The sequence below is a fragment of the Roseateles sp. DB2 genome, from assembly GCF_051857535.1.
GTDB lineage: Bacteria > Pseudomonadota > Gammaproteobacteria > Burkholderiales > Burkholderiaceae_C > Roseateles_B.
On the sequence record NZ_JBPZGY010000005.1, the window covers coordinates 45,242 to 63,097 of the forward strand.

Genomic DNA, 17,856 nt, shown 5'->3' on the forward strand with positions numbered 1-17,856 from the left:
TCAGAAGTAGTGGCGCACCAGCAGCCGGATCACGCGGGCCTGGGGCAGGGCCCCAAACTCGCTGAGACCCTGGCCGCGATGCTGCTGCCATTGTGCCGCCCAGTCCGTGCTGTCCTGGCGATAACGGGCCTCGAGCCAGACCAGCCGGCTGTGGTCGACCTGGCTGAAGCGGGCGAAGGCGTTGAGGTCCAGCCTGGGCATCAGCGCGTCCTGCCAGCGCAGCATCAGGAAGAGGCTGTCACGCGTGGCGGGCTCCTGCAGGGCCTGGGCGGTCTGGCGGTAGGCCCAGTAGCGCCGGGGGTCGCCGGCTTGCAGGGCGGACCAGGCATCGCGGCCGGGCGCCAGGCCGTTGTGCTGCCACTCGGCCGTCAGCGTCAGCTTGCGCGAGGTGGTACAGCTCAGGCCGGTGGCCAGCTGGGTGTGCAGAGCCAGAGGCGCGTCGAGGTCCCCCAAGGCCTGGTCCAGCAGGCTGCGGCTGCGGCCCGTGCTCAGCTCCAGATGGGCCACGCAGCCCTGGTTGAGCAGGCGCGTGAGGTTGAGGCCCAGCTGGGGCGAGTGACCTGGCTGGCCGTCCCCGTGCAGCAGCCATTGCGGGGCGAGATCCTCTGCCCATTGCTGGGTCCAGGCCAGCAGCCAGCGCGGGCGGTCGTTGCTGGCGCCCCAGTCCGGGCTCCAGGCGCCTGTGGACGGTGCCTTGGCCAGCCGGGGGGCCCAGACGCCTGTCAGCGAACCACCGTCCCAGACCTTCTGCACCCGAGCCATCGCGGCGCCCAGGCGGTTCTCGCGCAGGCTGGCCGGGTCGATGGCTGTGGTGTTGCGCAGGGCCTGGCGCCTGAAGTAGTCCGTGGGGTTGTAGCCGCTGGCCACACCCAGGCGGTGGTTGATGCGGCCGAGATCCAGCACCCATTCGGCGCTGGGACGCTGGCTGGCGTAGAGCTCCTTGAGCGTGTTGATGGCGCGCCGCTCGCCGGGCAGGCGCTCGGGGCCGGTGAGGTCCAGGCGGTTGGCGGCCAGCAGGCGCCAGGCACGTGGCCCCTCGCCACCCAGGGGCAGGTCCAGGGACAGGTCCAGCCCCAGGCCTTGGGCCGAGCGCCAGGGGCCGGCGTCATCGCGCAGCCGCACCTGGCGCAGGGCCGGCTCCACGCTGGCCTGCCAGGCGCGGCGGGTGGGGGCGGGCTCGGTGGGGGCGGCGTCGGCCAGGGCCAGGCCGGCCAGCTCGGCATCGGGGGGCGGCGTGCCCTGGGCGCGGGCCTGCGCGGCCAGCAGCAGCAGGGGCAGCAGGCCGGTCCGGCCCATCCAGCCGATCCAGCCGATCCAGCCGGTAGAGCAGTGGGGCATCCGGCGCATCAGTCGGCCTGGAAGCGCGCCATATAGTCCCGCTGGAACCAGCTGTCGGGAATGTCACGGGCCTGGAACTCGCCATAGCGCATGACGGTCACCAGGGCCGGGTCCAGGCCGTCGATGATGACGACCTCGGTGGGCCGCACGGCGCCCAGCTCTTCCTTGAAGCGGCGGTAGAAGGCCGTCTTCAGCAGGCGGCCACTCTCGCTGAGGAAGCGGGCCTTGATGGGGCGGAAGTTCTCGCGGTCCAGCCACATCTCGATGGCGTGGTAGGTGACGTCCGCGGCCTTGGCCTCCAGCTGCAGCTTGACGGCGCGGCGGTTCTGGCGCTCGCCGTCCTGCACCTCTTCCTCCTGGACCAGGCTGGCCTGGTAGGTCTGGGCGAAGTTGACGGTGACCACGTCGCCATTGGCCGCCTGGCCCAGCAGGCGCTGCTGCGGCGAGATGCGCACGCTGGCCTTGCTGGCGGGGTCGAAGAACCAGAGGTCATTGCCCGTCTTGAGCATGAGCTTGTTGGCATCGCGCGCCGGGGCCGCGAAGCGCAGCAGGGTGCGGAACTGGCCGCCGGGCTCGGCGCGCGAGTAGGCCTGCAGGGTGCTGCTGTCGCTGGCCTTGCCGCCCTTGTACTCATTGAGGCTCACTGTGGTGACGAAGGGCTTGGACGGGTTGCGCACCGCGTCGCTGGCGGCCAGCATCTGCTGGGCGTCCAGGGCCAGGGCCCGCAGGGGGGCGATTGCGCACAGCAGGGCAAGGCCCCAGGCGGGGGCCGGATTCTTCAGCATGGGGTCCATCCCTCAGGTCGTTGGCAGGCCCGCCGGGCGCGGGCTCGCGGGCGCAGATTAGCCAAGGCGGGGCGGGCGCCCAACTGCCCTTTCGGGCATGGTGGGCGCTCTGCGGCTCAGGGCCGCGCCAGGCCGGTGGCGCTGCCGCCGGTGTCGCCCAGCCAGCGTTGCAGGAGGTCCGCGGAGGGCGGCCCTGCCTGCGTCAGCGCGGGGCCCGCCGGCTTCATCAGCACCACATAGGGCGTGACGCCGCGCCAGCGCGGATCCACCGCATGGCGCAGGACGGCCGGCGGCGTAGCGGGGTCGAAGACGAAGAGCCGGTCCGCGGGCAGGTAGGCCTCGTGGCGCAGCAGCTCGGGCCCGGCGCCGTCCATCACCACGACGATGAGGCGGGCATGGCTCTTCTGCGCGCGGATGTGACCGGACACCTGGGCGATCACGCCCGGGCAGTGCGCGCAGTCCGTGGTGCTGAAGACCACGGCACTGGGCCCCTTCTCACTCAGTTGCAGGCGCGACCAGGCGGCGGTGTCCAGGGTCTCGACCCGGCTGGGGTGCGCCAGCGCCGCCAGCGGCAGGACCAGCAGGCCGGCCCAGGCCCAGCGGTGCAGATGCCGCGCAGGGGGCGGGCGGTGATCAGGGCGTGAGGCGTTCAATGCGGACTCCTTCGGTGCTGCGCCAGTGGCCGTAGATGGCTGATCCGGCCAGGAAGAGCTTGGGGTGGTCGCTGTCCTGAGTGGTACGGCCCAGCTCGCGCAGGGCGAAGCGCTGCCCGCCGTCCTCGGAGACCCAGGCCCGCCAGCGGGTGCGCTGGCCGTCGAAGCTGCGCCAGGTGATGACCACATGGGGGCCGCTGCTCAGCACATCGGCATGCTCTGCAGCTTCGTCGGGCAGCAGGCGGACCTCGCCCACGGGGCGGCCGGCCTCGTCCAGGCGGCCGTAGCGCACCGAGACCAGGCCGCCACGATCGCCGAACCAGACGGCGTGGTAGCCCCCGCCGGCATCGCGGGCCAGGCCGGGGCCATGGTGGGGGCAGCCGTCCAGGGCCCAGCGGTCCTGGGTGGCGCGGGTGGGGGCGGTCCCGGCGGCCAGGTCTTCGCCCAGGCGAGCGAAGGCATGGTCACGCTCATTGGGCGCGAAGACATGGCGCCACATCGCGACCACGCCGCCCTCGGGCGCGGGCGCCAGGGCGATGCGGCAGCACTCGCAGGAGTGGTCCGCCACCCGGGTGTCCGGCCCGAAGCTCAGGCCGCCATCCACGGAGACGTTGCGGTAGATGGCAGCGCCACGGTAGGGCACGCCCTCGCCCGTGGGGCCGGCCTTGCTGGCCTCGAGGTCCCGCTTGTCGATCCAGAGGGTGTGCAGCCGCCCCTGGGCGTCGAAGGCCAGGGACTCGAAGCGGTGGGTGATGACCTGGCGGTCCGCATGCACGGTGACCGGTGGCGCGAAGCTGCGGCCCATGTCGGTGGAGCGCAGCAGGCGCACCTGGGCGGTGTAGGGCTTGGCCAGGGGGCTGCTGTAGGACAGCAGCATCAGGCCGTCCTTGCCCAACAGGATCTTGGGCCGGCTCTCGCCGTCGGCGGCTACGCCGTCGCTGCCGATGTCGGGCAGGCGCGGGGCGTCCCAGCTGCGGCCCTGGTCGGTGCTGCGCTGCAGGGCCAGACGGCCTTGCTCGTCGAGGCCCACCATCCAGAAGCTGCCATCCTCGGCGGCAGCCACGCTGATGGCCAGTGCGCTGCGGGCCTTGGCGGTCTTGGGTTTGGCGTGCATGCCGGACGCATGCGTGGCGGGCTTGGCGTCAGCCGCCAGGGCGGGGGCTGAAGCGCCCAGTGCGAAGGCCAGCAGCCAGGCCAGGGGGCGCAGGGCGCCAGCGTTCAGAAGCGGGTGCATGGGCATCCTCTTTCAGGCAGTCGATGAGGGCTCAGAGGCTGGCGCGCAGCTCGGTGAACAGCGTGCGGCCGGGGTAGGGGTGGGCCTGGTAGGCGCGCTGATTGCCAACGTTGTCCACGCCCACGGCCAGCTCCAGGCCCAGGCCCAGCTGACGGCTCAGGCGCAGGTCCAGCAGGGTGAAGGAGGAGACGCCGCCGTAGACGTCGGGGTTGACGTCGCGGTTGTAGGGGTCGTTGTAGGCCCGGCCTGAATGGCGCAGGCCCAGGCTGCCCATCCATTGCGCGTCAGGGCGGTAGACCAGGCGGGCGTTGGCGCGCAGCGTGGGGATGCGGGGCCAGGTCTTGCCTTCGGACTGCGGGTCGCGCGGATTGGCCAGCACGCGGGAGCGGGCCCAGGCGGCATTGAGGTCCAGGCCTAGACCCTTCACGAGCAGGTCGTCCACCTGCCACACCGCTTCCACGCCGTAGGTGCGGACGCGGTCCACATTGGAGACGCGGTTGCGGGTCACGCCGCCACTGTTGTCGGACTGGCGCAGGATGGCGTCCCGCACATCGTCCAGGAACAGGGAGAGGCGCAGGCGCTGGGCTCCCCAGTCCTTCTCGCCGCTGAGCTCCCAGGCGTTGGAGCGTTCGGCGCGCAGGTTCGGGTCGCTGGTGGTCTCGCTGTTGGGCGTCAGGGTGCCGTTGTAGAGCTCTTCCACATTGGGGAAGCGCACGCCGCGGCCGAAGCTGAGCTTGAGCAGGGTCTCGACGTCCCGCTGCCAGGCCAGGGAGAGCTTGGGCGAGGCGCCGGAGAGGCGCCGGGCCTCGTAGGGGATGACGCGGTCGGCCATGCCCTCGGGGGCGGGCAGGCAGCGGGTGCTGGCGCCGGGCTTGCAGTCGGCGGCCTTGAGGCGCAGCAGCTGCAGGCCGTCGGTGCTGCGGAACCATTCCTGGCGCAGGCCCGAGGTCAGGCGCCAGTCGGGATGCAGCTGCCAGCTGTCCTGCACATAGGCGGCGCGCACCTCGGTGCGGCCCTGGTAGCGCTGCGAGAGCGCGCCCAGGGCCTTGCGCCAGTCCGGGGCCTGGTAGCTGGGGCTGTCCAGCACATAGGCATTGCGGTGCAGGCCCAGCACCCAGGCATGCTGGCTGTCCCGGGCGCGGTACACGGCCTGGGCTTCCAGGGTGTTCCAGCCGGTGCCGTCGCGGTAGGTCCAGACGCCGGGGCCGCCCTGGCGGGCCTGGTCCTCGGCGAGGTTGGCCTGGCGGCTGAGGTCGCTGAGGATGCGGTAGTTGGAATAGACCAGGGAGCCGTTCCATTCGGCAGGGCCGCGGGTCTTGAGCGTCAGGCCGACGTGGCGGTGGCGCTCCTCGCGCTCGGAGGGCGCGAAGGCGGCAGCGCTCTTGCTGCCGTCAGGCACGTCGAAGCTGTACTGGCCATCGCTGACACGGCCGGACCACACGGTGGCGCCGCCAGCATCGCGCAGGAAGCTGCGATTGCTGTTCTCGGTGCTGTTGGTCCACAGGGCCAGCATGCCGCTGGCCACCCAGCGCTCGCCCAGGGGCAGGCCGGCCTTGAGCTTGAGCGTGTCCTGGCGCGTGTGGTCCACCGCGCCGCTGCCGGCGCCCAGGATGGCGCGGGGCTGGCCCAGAGGGTCGGTGTCGTAGGTGATGCCGCTGACGCGCTTGTCCGTCGGGCGGGCGGGATCGAAGCTGCCGGTCTTGGCGTTGACGCCCAGCGTGTAGTAGTTCATCGGCTGGGACTCGCTGTCCTGGCGGTTGTAGGCCGCGCTGAGCCACAGGCCGCTGTCCAGGCGCGTGCCCACGTAGCTGGAGAACTGGTAGCCGCCGTAGCGCTCCGAGAAGCCGTAGAGCTCGAAGCGCTGGCTGTGCCCGCTCAACCGGGCCGAGGCCTCCAGGCGGCGCGGTTCGCGCTCGGTGGTGACCACGGTGGTGCCGATGGAGTTGCCGGGGTAGATGGCGGAGAAGGGGCCGTAGAGCAGGTCCACCCGCGCGATGGCCTCGGGCGTGATCACGTTCCAGCGAGGCGCGTCGAAGCGGCCCAGGAAGTTGGAGATCAGGTAGCCGTCCACATAGGCCAAGCCACGGCCGGGCTGCAGGGTGCCGAAGCTGCGCCCGCCGATCAGCGCATTGCGGTCGCCGATGTAGCGCTTGCGGATGCTGGTGTTGGGCAGGTAGCGCAGCGCGTCTTCCGGGTTGATCAGGTTCTGCTCGCGCAGCTCCTCGGCCGTGACGCTGGCGCTGTTGCTGGGCAGGTTGGCGGCCAGACCGCTGCGCACGGCGGCGCCGGTCAGCGTCACGGGCGCGAGTTGCGCGTCGGTGCCGACGCCCTGGGCCTGCACTGCGGAGCTGCTCAGGGCCAGGAGCGTGGCGCCTAGTCCTGCCTGAGGTCGGGAGAGACGAAGATGCTTCATGGGCTTGCAGATGCCTGATTGGGACGTGCATCCCGGGCGTCAGCGCCGACGGGAAGAGCGGGCCGCTCTGGGTCGGAGCGATGGGTCGGCATGGTAGTGAGGACCTTCCCACCGCGGACAAGCCTGCTTGCGTCTTTGTCCTTTCGGACAGGCCGCCCAGCACGCCTGAAGGCCGCTGCCTTGTGCATAGTGCGGGCCTGCCCATCGAGGAGGTCCCATGAAGACGCTGGCGCTCTGCGTCCTGGCCGCGCAGCCCTGGCTGCGCCGGGACATAGCCGTGGTGGTCGATGCCTTGCATGGACCGGCTGACCCATCGCCCGCGGAGCCGGCCCAGGCTCTCTACGCCGGCCTGCTGGACCAGGCGCGGCGCTACCTCGCGCAGCAGGCCAGGCCCCTGGCCCTGCGTGTGTTCTTCTTCGACACCCCGCAAGACTGGCAGCAGGCCCTGCAGGATCCGGCACACGGCCTGCGCGGCTGCAGCCAGGAGCTGTTCGTAATTCAGGCTGCCGACGCGTCCCAGGCCCTGCAGCTGCCCGCCTGGTTGCGGGGCCGTGCGCAGCAGGCCGGCCAGCCACTACGCTGTTCTCCGCACTCCTTCCTGCTCTACCTGCAGGCCGATGGCGATGACTTTCCCCAGCACCCATCGGCCCTCTGGCCTGCCGCCAGCACTGGGGGTCTGCATCTGCGCCTGCCCCATCCGGAGGCGGCCATGCGCCGGGCAGACCTGCTTCGCGTGCTGCTGGACCACCTGGACCATGCCCACCACAACCGCCTGCTGTCCCGCAGCGTTGACGCCACCGAGCGCCCGCCTGCCCTGGCCCGGGCCCTGCATGCCTTCATGCAGCAGCGCTGGCCCGGGCGCTGGGACTTCCACAGCTACACCGGCTCGGTGATCGCCGCCTTCATCGAGGGCATGCGCCAACTGGGCCAGGCGGACGAACGACCGCAGCTGGTCGGCCTCAACGAGCATGGCCTGGCCTGCGCAGCCATCGCCGGCTGGCAGCTGTTCGGGCGCGCCTTCGTGCTGGCGGTCACCTCGGGCATGGTCGATGAGTTCAAGGGCACGCTGGCCAATCTGCAGCGCACCCGCGCGCCGGGCTTCATCGTCTGCGCCGACAGCGCCCGCGGCCAGTGGCACGCCTTCCAGGGCACGGTGGAGCAGGCCGGCGACGGCCGCGCGCTGATGCAGGCCCGCGGCCTGCCGCAGGTCTACATCGAGACCGTCGATCAGCTGGAAGCCGGCCTGCTGGAGGCCTTTGCCGCGCTGGCCCGGGAAGAAGGGCCGGTGGTCATCTTCGCCAGTCCCGCCGTGCTGGAGAGCGCCGCGGCCATCGACGAGCAGGACTTGCTCACGCGCAGCCAGCGGCCGCCGCGCCAGGCGATGCCGGCCCCCGTCGATGAGGCGCGCTGGCAGGCCCTGCTGTCCCTGGTCAATCACCAGCGGCGCCGCCTGCTGTGGTTCTGCGGCCGCCTCAGCGCGGACGAGCGCGCCCTCGTGCACGAGATCGCCCAGCGTGCTGGCATCGCCCTGTGCGACGGCATCGCGCATCCCGGCAGCGTGGCGGCCCATGCGGGCGGACGCGAGCAGCCCCACTATCTGGGTACGCTGGGCCTTTACGGCTTCAGCCGCGCGGTGCACCGCTACCTGCACGAGGGCGAGACCCTGCGGCCGGTCGAGGCCCAGAGCCTGTGCTTCCTCAAGAGCCGCATCGACCAGATCTGCACGCCCTTCTCGGAGGGCCGCCTGGCGCGGCACCTGCACATCGTGCAGGTCACGAACCGAGGGCAAGACCTGGCCCCCTTCGCCGACCTGCCCCTGCAGATGGACCTGATGGACTTCCTGCAGCGTCTGCGTGACGCCCTGCAGGTGGACCCCGAGGTGCTGCGCTGGCGACAGGCCGCCCTGGCCGAGGCGCGGCACTGCCCGCCGGACCACCTGGTGGACCGCATCGAGACCCTGCCCATGACGGCCAACTACTTCTTTCATCGCTTGGGCGGCCTGCTGCGCCGGCTGATCGAGGAGGAGGGCCTGCGCTACCACGGGGTGTATGACGTGGGCCGCTGCGGCGTCTCTGCCCTGCGCAACCTGCCGCGCACCGACCCGGGCTTCTCCGGCTGGTATGGCCGCGCGCTGATGGGCGATGCGCTGATGGCCCTGCCGGCCATCGCCCTGCACAGCCCGCGCCAGGTGCTGGCCTTCATCGGCGACGGCGCGCGCGCCCTGGTGCCAGACGTGGAGCTGCAGCTGCTGCGCCAGATGGGCCAGCGGTCGGATGCGGGCGAGGTCAACGTCAGCGTCTTCTACCTGCACAACGGCATGCTCTCCATCATCCAGAGCTACATCGACTTGCGCTTCGCGCGCGACGGCGCGGCTCAGGTGCACGTGCCCTGGCGGCCGCGGGCCGAGGCCAGCGAGGCCCACGGCCCGCTGACCCTGCAGCGCCGCCGCCTGCTGCGCTTTGACGAGGACCGTCTGCGCGAGGACCTCCTGGCCCGCGGCCGGCTCAATGTCTTCGAGGTCCAGCTCACCCACAACTCCAGCGGCGACGGCATGAGCCTGGCCTCCGAAGGCACCTGGAGCCGCATCACGCCCAGCGAGGAACATGCGCCATGAAATTCGGCTTCATCGCCCACCCTACCAGCCTGGCCCTGAAGCGCCAGGTCAAGATGTGCGACCTCATCGAGCGCGCCGTGCAGGATGCCGAGCAGGGCTTCGACCCTGCGCGCTGGCAGGCCCGCAGCCTGGTTCCCTTCGCCCACTTCGGTCAGATCCACAGCGGCGCGGGCGCTCGCTGCGAGGGTCTGCTGCAGTACCTGCCCCTGACGGCCGAGGAAATGCTGCGCCAGCCGCGTCAGATCGCCGAGCGCGTACTGCGTGCGGTGGATGCGCTGGCCGGGCAGGGGGCCGAGCTGGTGGGCCTGGGCGGCTTCACCGGCATCGTGGGCAACCGCGGGCTGCAGACCCTGGAGCGCGCCCGCGTTCCCGTCACCACGGGCAACTCGCTGACGGCCTACGCCAGCTGGCGCAATCTGCTGGACCTGATGCCGCTGCTGGAGCTTGACCCGCAGCGGCAGGAGGTGGCCATTGTGGGCTACCCCGGCTCCATCGCCCTGGTGGTGGCCAAGCTGCTGGCGGATTCCGTGGGCCGGCTGCTGCTGGTGCACCGCGGCGGGGGCGAGCGGCTGGCGGAGCAGCTTCAGTACCTGGGGCCCGAGCTGCGCGAGCGCGTGCGCCTGACGGACCGCATCGAGGACTGCTACGAGCAGCCCCGGCTCTACCTCGCGGCCACGTCCAGCGGCGATGTCATCGAGGAGGCACGCCTGGCGCCGGGCTCCGTGGTGGTGGATGCCGCGCTGCCTCGCGACGTGCGGCCGGCCCCTCGCCGTCGCGCGGATGTGCTCGTCATCGACGGCGGCCTGGTCAGCGCCGACCGCGCCTTCAGCCTGGGCACTGACACCCTTGGGCTGAGCCCCACCCGCATGATGAACGGCTGCCTGGCCGAGACCATGGTGCTGGCGCTGGAGGGCCGTCGCGAGGCCTTTTCCATCGGCCGTGAGCTGGACGTGGACAAGGTGCGCGAGATTGGCCGCCTGGCCGAGCGCCACGGCATCACGCCCGAGCGCATGAGCGCGGGCGGCGAGCCGCTCAAGCCCGCGGACGTCCGGGCCCTGGCACGCTTCCATGCGCCGGCTGCCCCGCGGGCCGTGCCGCGCCCCGGTGGCTTGCACGAGGAGGTCCTGCAGGACTTCGGTGCCCACATCAACCCGGTGATGCGTGAGTTCTTCGAGCTCAACCACATCGACCACGTCTTCGTGAAGGCCCAGGGCTGCACCCTGCAGGACGCCCAGGGCCGCGAGTTCCTGGACTTTGTAGCGGGCTACGGCTGCCTCAACATGGGCCACAACCACCCGCGCTGCGTGAGCGCGCTGCGGCGCTTCCTGGACAGCGAGGCGCCCAGCTTCGTCCAGTACGTCTCGGCCCCCGAGCACAGCAGCCGCCTGGCCGCGCGCCTGGCCGCGCTGGCGCCGGGCGGGCTCTCGCGGGTGTTCTTCTGCAACTCCGGCACCGAGGCGGTGGAGGCCGCGCTGAAGCTGGCCATGGCCGCCGCCCGGCCCGGGCAGCGCCGTGTGCTCTATTGCGACAACGCCTACCACGGCAAGACCCTGGGTGCCCTCTCGGTGACGGGCCGCGACAAGCACCGCCAGCCCTTCATGCCCCTCATCGAGCGCTGCAGCGCCCTGCCTTTCGGGGACCTGCATGCGCTGGAGGCCGCGCTGCAGGCCGGCGATGTGGCTGCCTTCATCCTGGAGCCCATTCAGGGCGAGGGCGGCGTGATCCTGCCCCCGGAGGGCTATCTGCGCGGCGTGCGGGCGCTCTGCGATCGCCATGGCTGCCTGATGATCCTGGACGAGATCCAGACCGGCCTGGGCCGCACGGGCCGGATGTTCGCCTGCGAATGGGAGGGCGTGGCGCCGGACCTGATGGTGCTGGCCAAGTCCCTCTCCGGCGGCCTGGTACCCATCGGCGCCATGCTGGCCCGGCCCGAGCTGTGGGACCGCGCCTATGGCAGCCGCGACCGCTTCAGCCTGCACAGCTCCACCTTCGGCGGCGGCAACCTCGCGGCGGCGGTGGCGCTGGAGGCCCTGGCCGTGGTCGAGGAGGAAGACCTGGCCGGGCGCGCCCTGCGCACGGGCGAGGCCCTGCTGGCGGCCTTGCGCGAAGTGGCCGCGGGACAGGGCCTGATCCGCGAGGTGAGGGGCCGCGGGCTGATGATCGCCATCGAGTTCGCCCCGAGCTTCGAGGGCGCGGTGGATGCCTTCGTCCAGGAGTTCAGCGCCCGCCTGCCGGGCCAGCCCCGGGCCCTGTACCGCTTCCTGTCCGACCGCGCGCGTGCCCATCTGGAGGCGGCCGTGCCGGAGCTGGAGCGCAGCCTGGAGGAGATGCTGGTGCTGCGCATCGTGAGCAAGCTCTCGCAGGAGCACGGCATCCTGAGCTTTGTCACGGCCAATAACAGCAAGGTGCTGCGCATCCAGCCACCCCTGACCCTCAGTGACGCCCAGGCCCAGCATTTCGTGCGCGCCATCGCCCAGGTCTGCGCCGATCTGTCCAGCGTGCCGGAATGAGGGCCGGCCGGCTTGCCCCAAGGGTCAGGTGACAGGGCCAGGGGCGAGGGACCAAGCTTGCGCCCTGTCATCACGCCCCCAGGCACTCATTCAGCACACCTTTCGGGAGAGAAGCCCCATGTCCGCCACACTGACCCTGGACGCCAAGGCCGAGCGCCAGCGCTACGAAGCGCACTGCATGGCCGACCGCCGCATCTGGCCCTGGCTGGGCCGTGCCCTGCTGGACTGGGCGGGCATCGCCCTGGCCATGGCCTGCAGCCTCTGGGCCTTCGGCCAGGTGGAGCACTGGGCGCTAAAGGCTCTCTGCCTGGCGCCAGGCATGTGGATGGTGGGCGTCTTCCAGCACCGTCTGGCCCTGCTGGCCCATGACGCCGGCCACCGCACCATCTGCCCCAACGGCACACTGAATGACCTGCTGGCCGTGTTCTTCGTCTACGGTCCCCTGCTGGTGAGCCTTGACGCCTGGCGCATGTTCCACAACGAGGGCCACCATCCCAAGATCCACACCGGCACCCTGCGCGACCCCGAACTCGTCTTCAAGCGCGTGGACAACAGCTGGGGCCTGCCCATCCGGCGCAGCAAGGTGGCGCTGTTCACCGGCATGGCCCTGTGCGGCGGTGCGCTGCCGGGCGCCATCATCTTCATCCTCTGGATGGCCTCGCCGCGCTGCTTCGCCCGCATCAACCAGCTGTTGATGCACCTGCTGAAGAAGTCCAAGGACCAGGACAGTGACATCCTCCCCCTGCGCCTGCGCCATCTGCCGCGCGGCCGCCGCGCCATCGCCCGGGACCTGGCCCTGGGCCTGGCCCAGGTGCTGCTGCGCCTGGCCCTGCTGACGGCCTTTGCCTACGGCGTGGGCCAGGCCCTGGACTACGCCGCCTGGCCCCTGCTGCTGGCCCTGTGGTTCGGCGGCTATGCCACGGGCTTCTGGGCGGTGTTCCGGCTGCGGGGCTATTGCGAGCATGTCGGCGCGCACACGCTCTCGCTGTGCGAGCCCTCGCCGCTGTGGCGCTTCTTCGTGTTCCCGCATGGCGCCTGGGCGCACCAGCTGCACCATGAAATGCCGGGCCTGCCCTTTCATCGCTATCGCGACGTGCTGCGCCGCCGCGGCTCCCTGGGCGTCAGCCCCGGCGATGTCTTCCGGCTCTTCGAGAGCTCGCCGCCCCTGGCCTCGGGCGAGGTGCCTGCCGTCGATGCCGATGCCAACCTCATGCGCCGCGCCAACCTGCAGGGCCTGCTGCGCACCGCCGTGGGCGACGCGCAGGGGCCGGCGCTGGCGGCGGCCATGGAAGAGCGTTGAGCCGCAGCCCTGACCCGGCGTGCTGATCTGGCGCACTGATTTGGCCCACTGATTTGGCCCATTGACCGGCGTCACAGCAGAGCGCCCCGCCGCGAGGTGGGGCTCTTTCGTTTCCGGGACCGCGGGGCGGCTCAGAAGTAGCGCTGGTAGCGCGCAAAGGCCAGGCGTCCGCCCGGGCCGTACTCGCTGCGGGCACTGCCGCTGAAACGCTGCAGGCCGGCGCTGAACACGGCGTTATCGCTGAGCGACCAGCTCAGGCCCGGCGCCAGCAGCTGGCTGCCGTCGCCCGCGTTGCGCAGCCACAGGCCCTGCAGCTTGAGCAGGGGCGTGAGCTCGTAGCTGAGACTCAGGCCCAGGGCGTGGCGGGCCTGCGGGGGCTGAGGCTGTCCCGAGGCGGGTGGCTGCAGGCGCTGTGCAGCCGGCTGCGTGCTCCAGTACCACTCCAGGCTGGCGCTGAGCACGGGGTTGAAGGCGTAGTCCGCGCCCAGCACGCCGCTGAACCATGCAGGCCCCGAGGGGGGCGCGGTGCGGGTGAATTCGGCGCGCAGGCCGGCATCGGCCCATTGCCCCGCCAGGTCCACGGCCAGCAGCCGGTCCTGGCCGTAGCGGGCGTGGCTGAAGCTGAGGTCCATGGACTGCCAGTGCGTACGCCACTGCAGCAGCCAGCGCCGGGGCCCGCCGCCGGGCGTGGGCGCCAGCACCAGACTGGCGCGGGACATCGGCCCCAGGGCCTGTTCCACCAACAGGGCGTCCACGCCGATGAAGTCCTCGCGCTCGATCTGCTGGGGATTGGGCGGATTCAGCAGGTCCAGGCTGCTCCATAGGCGGCCCTGGCCCAGGGCGATGCGCTGTCGGCCCAGGGTGGCGCTGAAGTCGCCCGAGCGAGCCTGCACAAAGGCGCGGAAGCACTGCTGGCGGCCCAGGCTGTGCTGGTCTCGCCACCAGACGCTGCGGTCACGCAGGGCCTGGTCCTGTGGCGCGGCCATGGCTTCATCCAGCGCAGCACGGTAGGCGCTGTTGCCGGCCAGCAGCTCGCTGTCGTGGTCCAGCTGCAGGCGCAGGTCGCCCTGCGGCCAGCTTGCCAGCTCGCCAGAGAGACTCAGGCGCAGTCGTTGGCCCAGGCTCTGCTGGGCGGGCAGATCGGCCGGCCGCTGCCGGACACCCAGGGCGCGATAGCTCCCGGTGAGCCGCCAGCGGTCTTCCGCCGCCTCGGCGGACTGCGCCTGCGCGGCCTGCCAGGAGGCCAGCAGGCTCAAACTCAGGGCGCGCAGCAGGCCGGGCCCGCTGCGCGCCGCGCGAGCCTTCCTCATGGCTTGGGCTGGACCAGGATGCGGCCGGGCTGGACCTTGCCAGCATGGGCCGGATCCAGGCACTGGATGTGCAGGGTGCCGGGGCGGTTGAACTCCCAGACGACCTCTTCCTTGTCGCCGGGGGCGATGGTGAAGGCGTGCACGCTGTCTTCCAGGGGCTTGCCGCGCTGGCGGCGGTCCTCGGCCATGGCCTTGAGCGCTGCCGGGGTGCCCAGGGCCCACTCATGCGGCCGGCTGCCGCTGTTGCTGACGACCAGGCGCACGGTGCTGCCCAGGGGAATGCTGAGCTGGGCGGGATCGAAGCGCTCGTCGTCCCCCAGCTCCAGCAGCCAGGTGCGTTGCATCTTGCGCGGATTGCCGGGCATGCCGAAGTCCAATTGCTCGACCGGGAAGGGCCCGGCCGCATTGCGCTGGACATGCACGTGGCTGCCATGGGCCTGCACGTCGGACGCTGCAAGAAGGGCCAGGAGCAGCAGGAGGCTCAAGGACTGGAGGGGAGAACGGAACATGGTGAGGTCTTCAAGGTTGACGCAGGGCCGCGACCGGCTCGCGGCGCCCGATGCGCAGGGCCGGCACCAGGGATGCCAGCAGTACCAGCAGGCACAGCACGGCCGCCGCGCCCAGCATGGCCGGGCCGGAGAACTGCGGGTGGACGATGTCGCCCAGGCCCAGGGTTTCAGCGCCATGGGCACGCAGGCGCAGGCCGGTCCAGGCAAAGTGCGCCACCAGCGCACCGCCCATCAGCAGGCCCGCGCCGGCCCCCAGTGCGGCCAGCACGCCTGCTTCGCCGGCAACCAGGCGCAGCAGGGTGCGCGGGCTGGCGCCCAGGCTCATCAGGGTGCCGAACTCGCGGCTGCGTTCCATCACTGACATCAGCAGGCTGTTCATCGCGATGGTGGCCACCATGCCGAAGACGATGGCCAGAATCAGCAGCACACCGTGCTTGACGAGATTGACGGTCTGGGCCACCTCGGGCACCAGCTCCTGCCAGCTCAGCAGTTGGCGGCTGCCATCCGTGGGCAGCAGGGCCTGCAGCTGCGCGCGCTGCGCGGGCAGGCCCGCTGGCTGTTGCAGCCGGATGAGGGCGGCGCTGGCGCTGCCGGGCTGGCCCACCAGCTGGCGGGCGCGCGCCAGATCGATGTAGACCATGCCGGTGTCGGGCCCGTGAGCGCCAGTGTCCAGGATGCCGCTGACCACGAAGGATTCCGACACCAGCCCGCCGTCTGCGCCCTGGGCCATGGCCACCAGGCGTTCGCCCAGGTGGAGGTCCAGGCGCTCCGCGAGTTTCTTGCCAAGCACGGCCTCGTGTGGCCGGGCGGGCAGGCGGCCTTGCACGATGGCCTCATGCAGGCGCGTCACCTGCTGCTCGGCCTGTGCGTCCATGCCCACCAGCAGCACAGCCTCGGCCTTGCGGGTGCTGCTGACCGTGGCCTCGGACTGCAGGCGCAGGCTCAGGCCCGCCACCTCGGGCCGCTCGCGCAGCCGTGCCAGCCAGGGTTCCTGCTCGTTGAAATGCCAGTCCGGCTGCATCTGGTGGCGGAACAGCGGGTGCTGGACCTGCAGGTCGCCGGTGACGAAGCCGGTGGTGTTGTCACTCATCTGCTTCATGAAGCCCGCGGCCAGGGCCTGTACGAAGATGAAGGCAGCCAGACCCAGGCTCAGCGCGGCGCCGGCCAGGGCGGAGCGCCAGGGCGAGCGGCGCACATTGCGCCAGGCCAGGGCCAGGGTGGGCCAGCGCGGGCTGCTCGTCGAGGGCGCGCGGTAGGCCCGGCGCCGTGGCGGGCGCTCCAGCCAGACCCCACGCAAAGCCGCCAGCGGCGTGAGCCGTGCGGCACGCCAGGCCGGCAGCAGGGTGGCCAGCAGGCTCACCAGGCCCAGGCCCGCCAGCAGGGTGGGCAGGCGGCGCGGGTCCAGGTAGGGATGGATGCGCTGGCCCAGGCCCTGCATGGTCTCCAGGGCCTCGCCGTGCTGGGGCAGGCTGATGCCCTCGCGTGCCAGATGCGTGGCCAGCAGGGCGGCCAGGGCGTAGCCGATCAGGAATCCCAGGCCGCTCAGCAGCAGGCCTTCATAAACGATGCTGCGGCACAACTGCCAGGGCGTGGTGCCCAGGGCCAGCTGGGTGCCGTATTCGCCCAGGCGTTCCGAGACGGACATCTGCAGGCTGGTCGCCAGGCCCACGGCCACCACGACGAAGAGGATCAGCATCAGCAGGTGGGCCAGACCCTCGTGGAACTGCACGGACTGCGCCACCGAAGGCAGCAGGGCCGCCCAGTCCCGCAGTACCAGACCGCAGGGCAGGCCGGCCTGCAGCTGCTGCAGGATGCGTGGGGCCTGGGCCAGGCTGTCCAGGCGCAGGGCGGCGCTGGTGATCTCGCCCTCGGTGCCGAAGAGCTCAGTGGCGTCGGCCAGGGTCAGGAAGGCCTGCTGCGCGTCGGTGTGGGAGTTGCCGGTGTCAAAGATGCCGCTGACCCGCAGGCGCAGCGAGCCGATGGCGGCATGGCGACCCTCGGCCAGGACGGCCACCTCCTCGCCCGGGCGCACGCCCAGGCTGGTCGCCAGGCTGCGCCCCAGGAGCAGGCCGCCGCGCTCGCCGGGGCGCAGGTAGTGGCCTTGCACCAGCTGCCGGTCCAGGCGGGTGACCTGGGGCTCCTGCAGGGGGTCTATGCCCACCAGCAGCACGCCGCGCACCTGGGTGGCGGCGCTCAGCAGCCCCGTGCCGCTGATGCGGGAACTGACGGCCTTCACGCCGGGCTGGCCGGCCAGGTCAGCGGCCATGCGGGCCGGGAAGCTCAGGTCCAGGCTGGGCTGGTCAAGGAAGTCGCCGCGCTGCAGTTGGGCGTGGGCGCTGTAGACCTCGGTCATGTTGCGCACCATCTGCTGGTTCTGTCCGTCCAGCACGGACCAGGCCAGCACCATGGCCAGCACGCCCAGGCTGGTCACGCTCAGGATCAGCAGGGAACGCCGCACCTGGCGGCGCACATTACGCAGGGCAAGCTTCAGGAAGGGCATGGGCGGAGTCCTCGACGATGGCGCCATCCTTGAGGCGAACGAGCCTGCTGGCGCTCTGCATGACACGGCTGTCATGGGTGGCGATCACGAAACTGGTGCCGGTGCGCTGGTTGAGGTCGCGCATCAGGGCCAGCAGGCCGTCGCCGGTTTCGGAATCCAGGTTGGCGGTGGGCTCATCGGCCAGCACCAGGCTGGGCCGGCCGACGATGGCGCGGGCCACGGCCACACGCTGCTGCTGGCCGCCCGAGAGCTGGTCGGGCCGGCGGTCCAGCATCTCGCCCAACCCCACAGAGGCCAGGGCCGCGGCGGCACGCTGGCGGCGCTCGGCCGGGGGCACGCCCTGCAGCACCAGCACGTACTCGACGTTCTCCAGCGCCGACAGCACGGGGATCAGGCTGTAGTGCTGGAAGACGAAGCCCAGCTTGTGCAGGCGCAGCCCGGCCAGCTCGGTCTTGCTGAGCAGGGCGAGGTCCTGGCCGTCCAGGCGCAGCGCGCCGCTGCTGGGTCGGTCCAGCGCACCCAGCAGGTTGAGCAGGCTGGTCTTGCCCGAGCCCGAGGGCCCGGCCAGTGCCACGAACTCGCCGGCCTCGATGCGCAGATGGACGTGGCGCAGGGCGGCCACGGTCTGCTCGCCTTGCGGGTGCTCGCGGCAGAGGTCGCGGGCTTCGATGAGGGGGATGCTGGGCATGG

The 17,856-nt window shown here is 71.4% G+C and carries 12 protein-coding genes; 3 read left to right on the top strand and 9 right to left on the bottom strand.

What is annotated here, in order from left to right; all coding sequences use genetic code 11:
* The 5 genes from ACS5PK_RS09730 to ACS5PK_RS09750 all read right to left on the bottom strand — a co-directional run bounded on the left by ACS5PK_RS09730 (position 1) and on the right by ACS5PK_RS09750 (position 6,423).
* Positions 1–1,338 (bottom strand): hypothetical protein, encoded by a 1,338-nt coding sequence (locus ACS5PK_RS09730; RefSeq protein WP_439440037.1) that lies wholly within the window; start codon positions 1,336–1,338, stop codon positions 1–3.
* An 8-nt stretch (positions 1,339–1,346) separates the two neighbouring features.
* Complete coding sequence (locus tag ACS5PK_RS09735; protein ID WP_439440038.1) at positions 1,347–2,123, bottom strand: outer membrane lipoprotein-sorting protein; 777 nt, start codon at positions 2,121–2,123, stop codon at positions 1,347–1,349.
* Between the two features lie 116 nt (positions 2,124–2,239).
* Positions 2,240–2,776: a hypothetical protein gene (locus tag ACS5PK_RS09740; RefSeq protein WP_439440039.1), complete on the bottom strand. Its 537-nt coding sequence runs from the start codon at positions 2,774–2,776 to the stop codon at positions 2,240–2,242.
* Positions 2,757–4,010 (bottom strand): sialidase family protein, encoded by a 1,254-nt coding sequence (locus tag ACS5PK_RS09745; RefSeq protein WP_439440040.1) that lies wholly within the window; start codon positions 4,008–4,010, stop codon positions 2,757–2,759. Before ACS5PK_RS09745 ends, ACS5PK_RS09740 begins: the two co-directional genes overlap by 20 nt.
* 31 nt (positions 4,011–4,041) lie before the next feature.
* The gene (locus ACS5PK_RS09750) at positions 4,042–6,423 is read right to left on the bottom strand and encodes a TonB-dependent receptor (protein WP_439440041.1); all 2,382 of its coding nucleotides are present in this window, start codon (positions 6,421–6,423) and stop codon (positions 4,042–4,044) included.
* Positions 6,424–6,640: 217 nt separating this feature from the next.
* Here ACS5PK_RS09750 and ACS5PK_RS09755 point away from each other — a divergent pair, with 217 nt between their 5' ends.
* The 3 genes from ACS5PK_RS09755 to ACS5PK_RS09765 all read left to right on the top strand — a co-directional run bounded on the left by ACS5PK_RS09755 (position 6,641) and on the right by ACS5PK_RS09765 (position 12,847).
* Entirely contained in the window at positions 6,641–9,037 is a 2,397-nt protein-coding gene (locus ACS5PK_RS09755) for a decarboxylase (protein ID WP_439440042.1), read from the top strand.
* Positions 9,034–11,547, top strand: coding sequence for an aminotransferase class III-fold pyridoxal phosphate-dependent enzyme (locus ACS5PK_RS09760; protein WP_439440043.1), 2,514 nt, complete (start codon positions 9,034–9,036; stop codon positions 11,545–11,547). Before ACS5PK_RS09755 ends, ACS5PK_RS09760 begins: the two co-directional genes overlap by 4 nt.
* 118 nt (positions 11,548–11,665) lie before the next feature.
* Positions 11,666–12,847, top strand: a complete 1,182-nt coding sequence (locus ACS5PK_RS09765) for a fatty acid desaturase family protein (protein ID WP_439440044.1) — start codon at positions 11,666–11,668, stop codon at positions 12,845–12,847.
* Between the two features lie 131 nt (positions 12,848–12,978).
* On the opposite strand, the gene ACS5PK_RS09770 is transcribed toward ACS5PK_RS09765, so the two are convergent.
* From ACS5PK_RS09770 to ACS5PK_RS09785, 4 genes are read right to left on the bottom strand one after another with little or no spacing between them, the layout of a single operon-like run.
* Complete coding sequence (locus ACS5PK_RS09770; RefSeq protein ID WP_439440045.1) at positions 12,979–14,157, bottom strand: hypothetical protein; 1,179 nt, start codon at positions 14,155–14,157, stop codon at positions 12,979–12,981.
* Positions 14,154–14,666, bottom strand: coding sequence for a cupredoxin domain-containing protein (locus ACS5PK_RS09775; RefSeq protein ID WP_439440046.1), 513 nt, complete (start codon positions 14,664–14,666; stop codon positions 14,154–14,156). Before ACS5PK_RS09775 ends, ACS5PK_RS09770 begins: the two co-directional genes overlap by 4 nt.
* A 10-nt stretch (positions 14,667–14,676) precedes the next feature.
* A complete protein-coding gene (locus ACS5PK_RS09780) occupies positions 14,677–17,166 on the bottom strand; it encodes an ABC transporter permease (RefSeq protein WP_439440047.1) in 2,490 nt (829 codons plus the stop codon).
* Positions 17,138–17,854 carry an ABC transporter ATP-binding protein gene (locus tag ACS5PK_RS09785; RefSeq protein ID WP_439440048.1) on the bottom strand — a complete coding sequence of 239 codons (717 nt, stop codon included), beginning with the start codon at positions 17,852–17,854 and terminating at the stop codon, positions 17,138–17,140. Before ACS5PK_RS09785 ends, ACS5PK_RS09780 begins: the two co-directional genes overlap by 29 nt.
* Between the last annotated feature and the right edge of the window lie 2 nt (positions 17,855–17,856).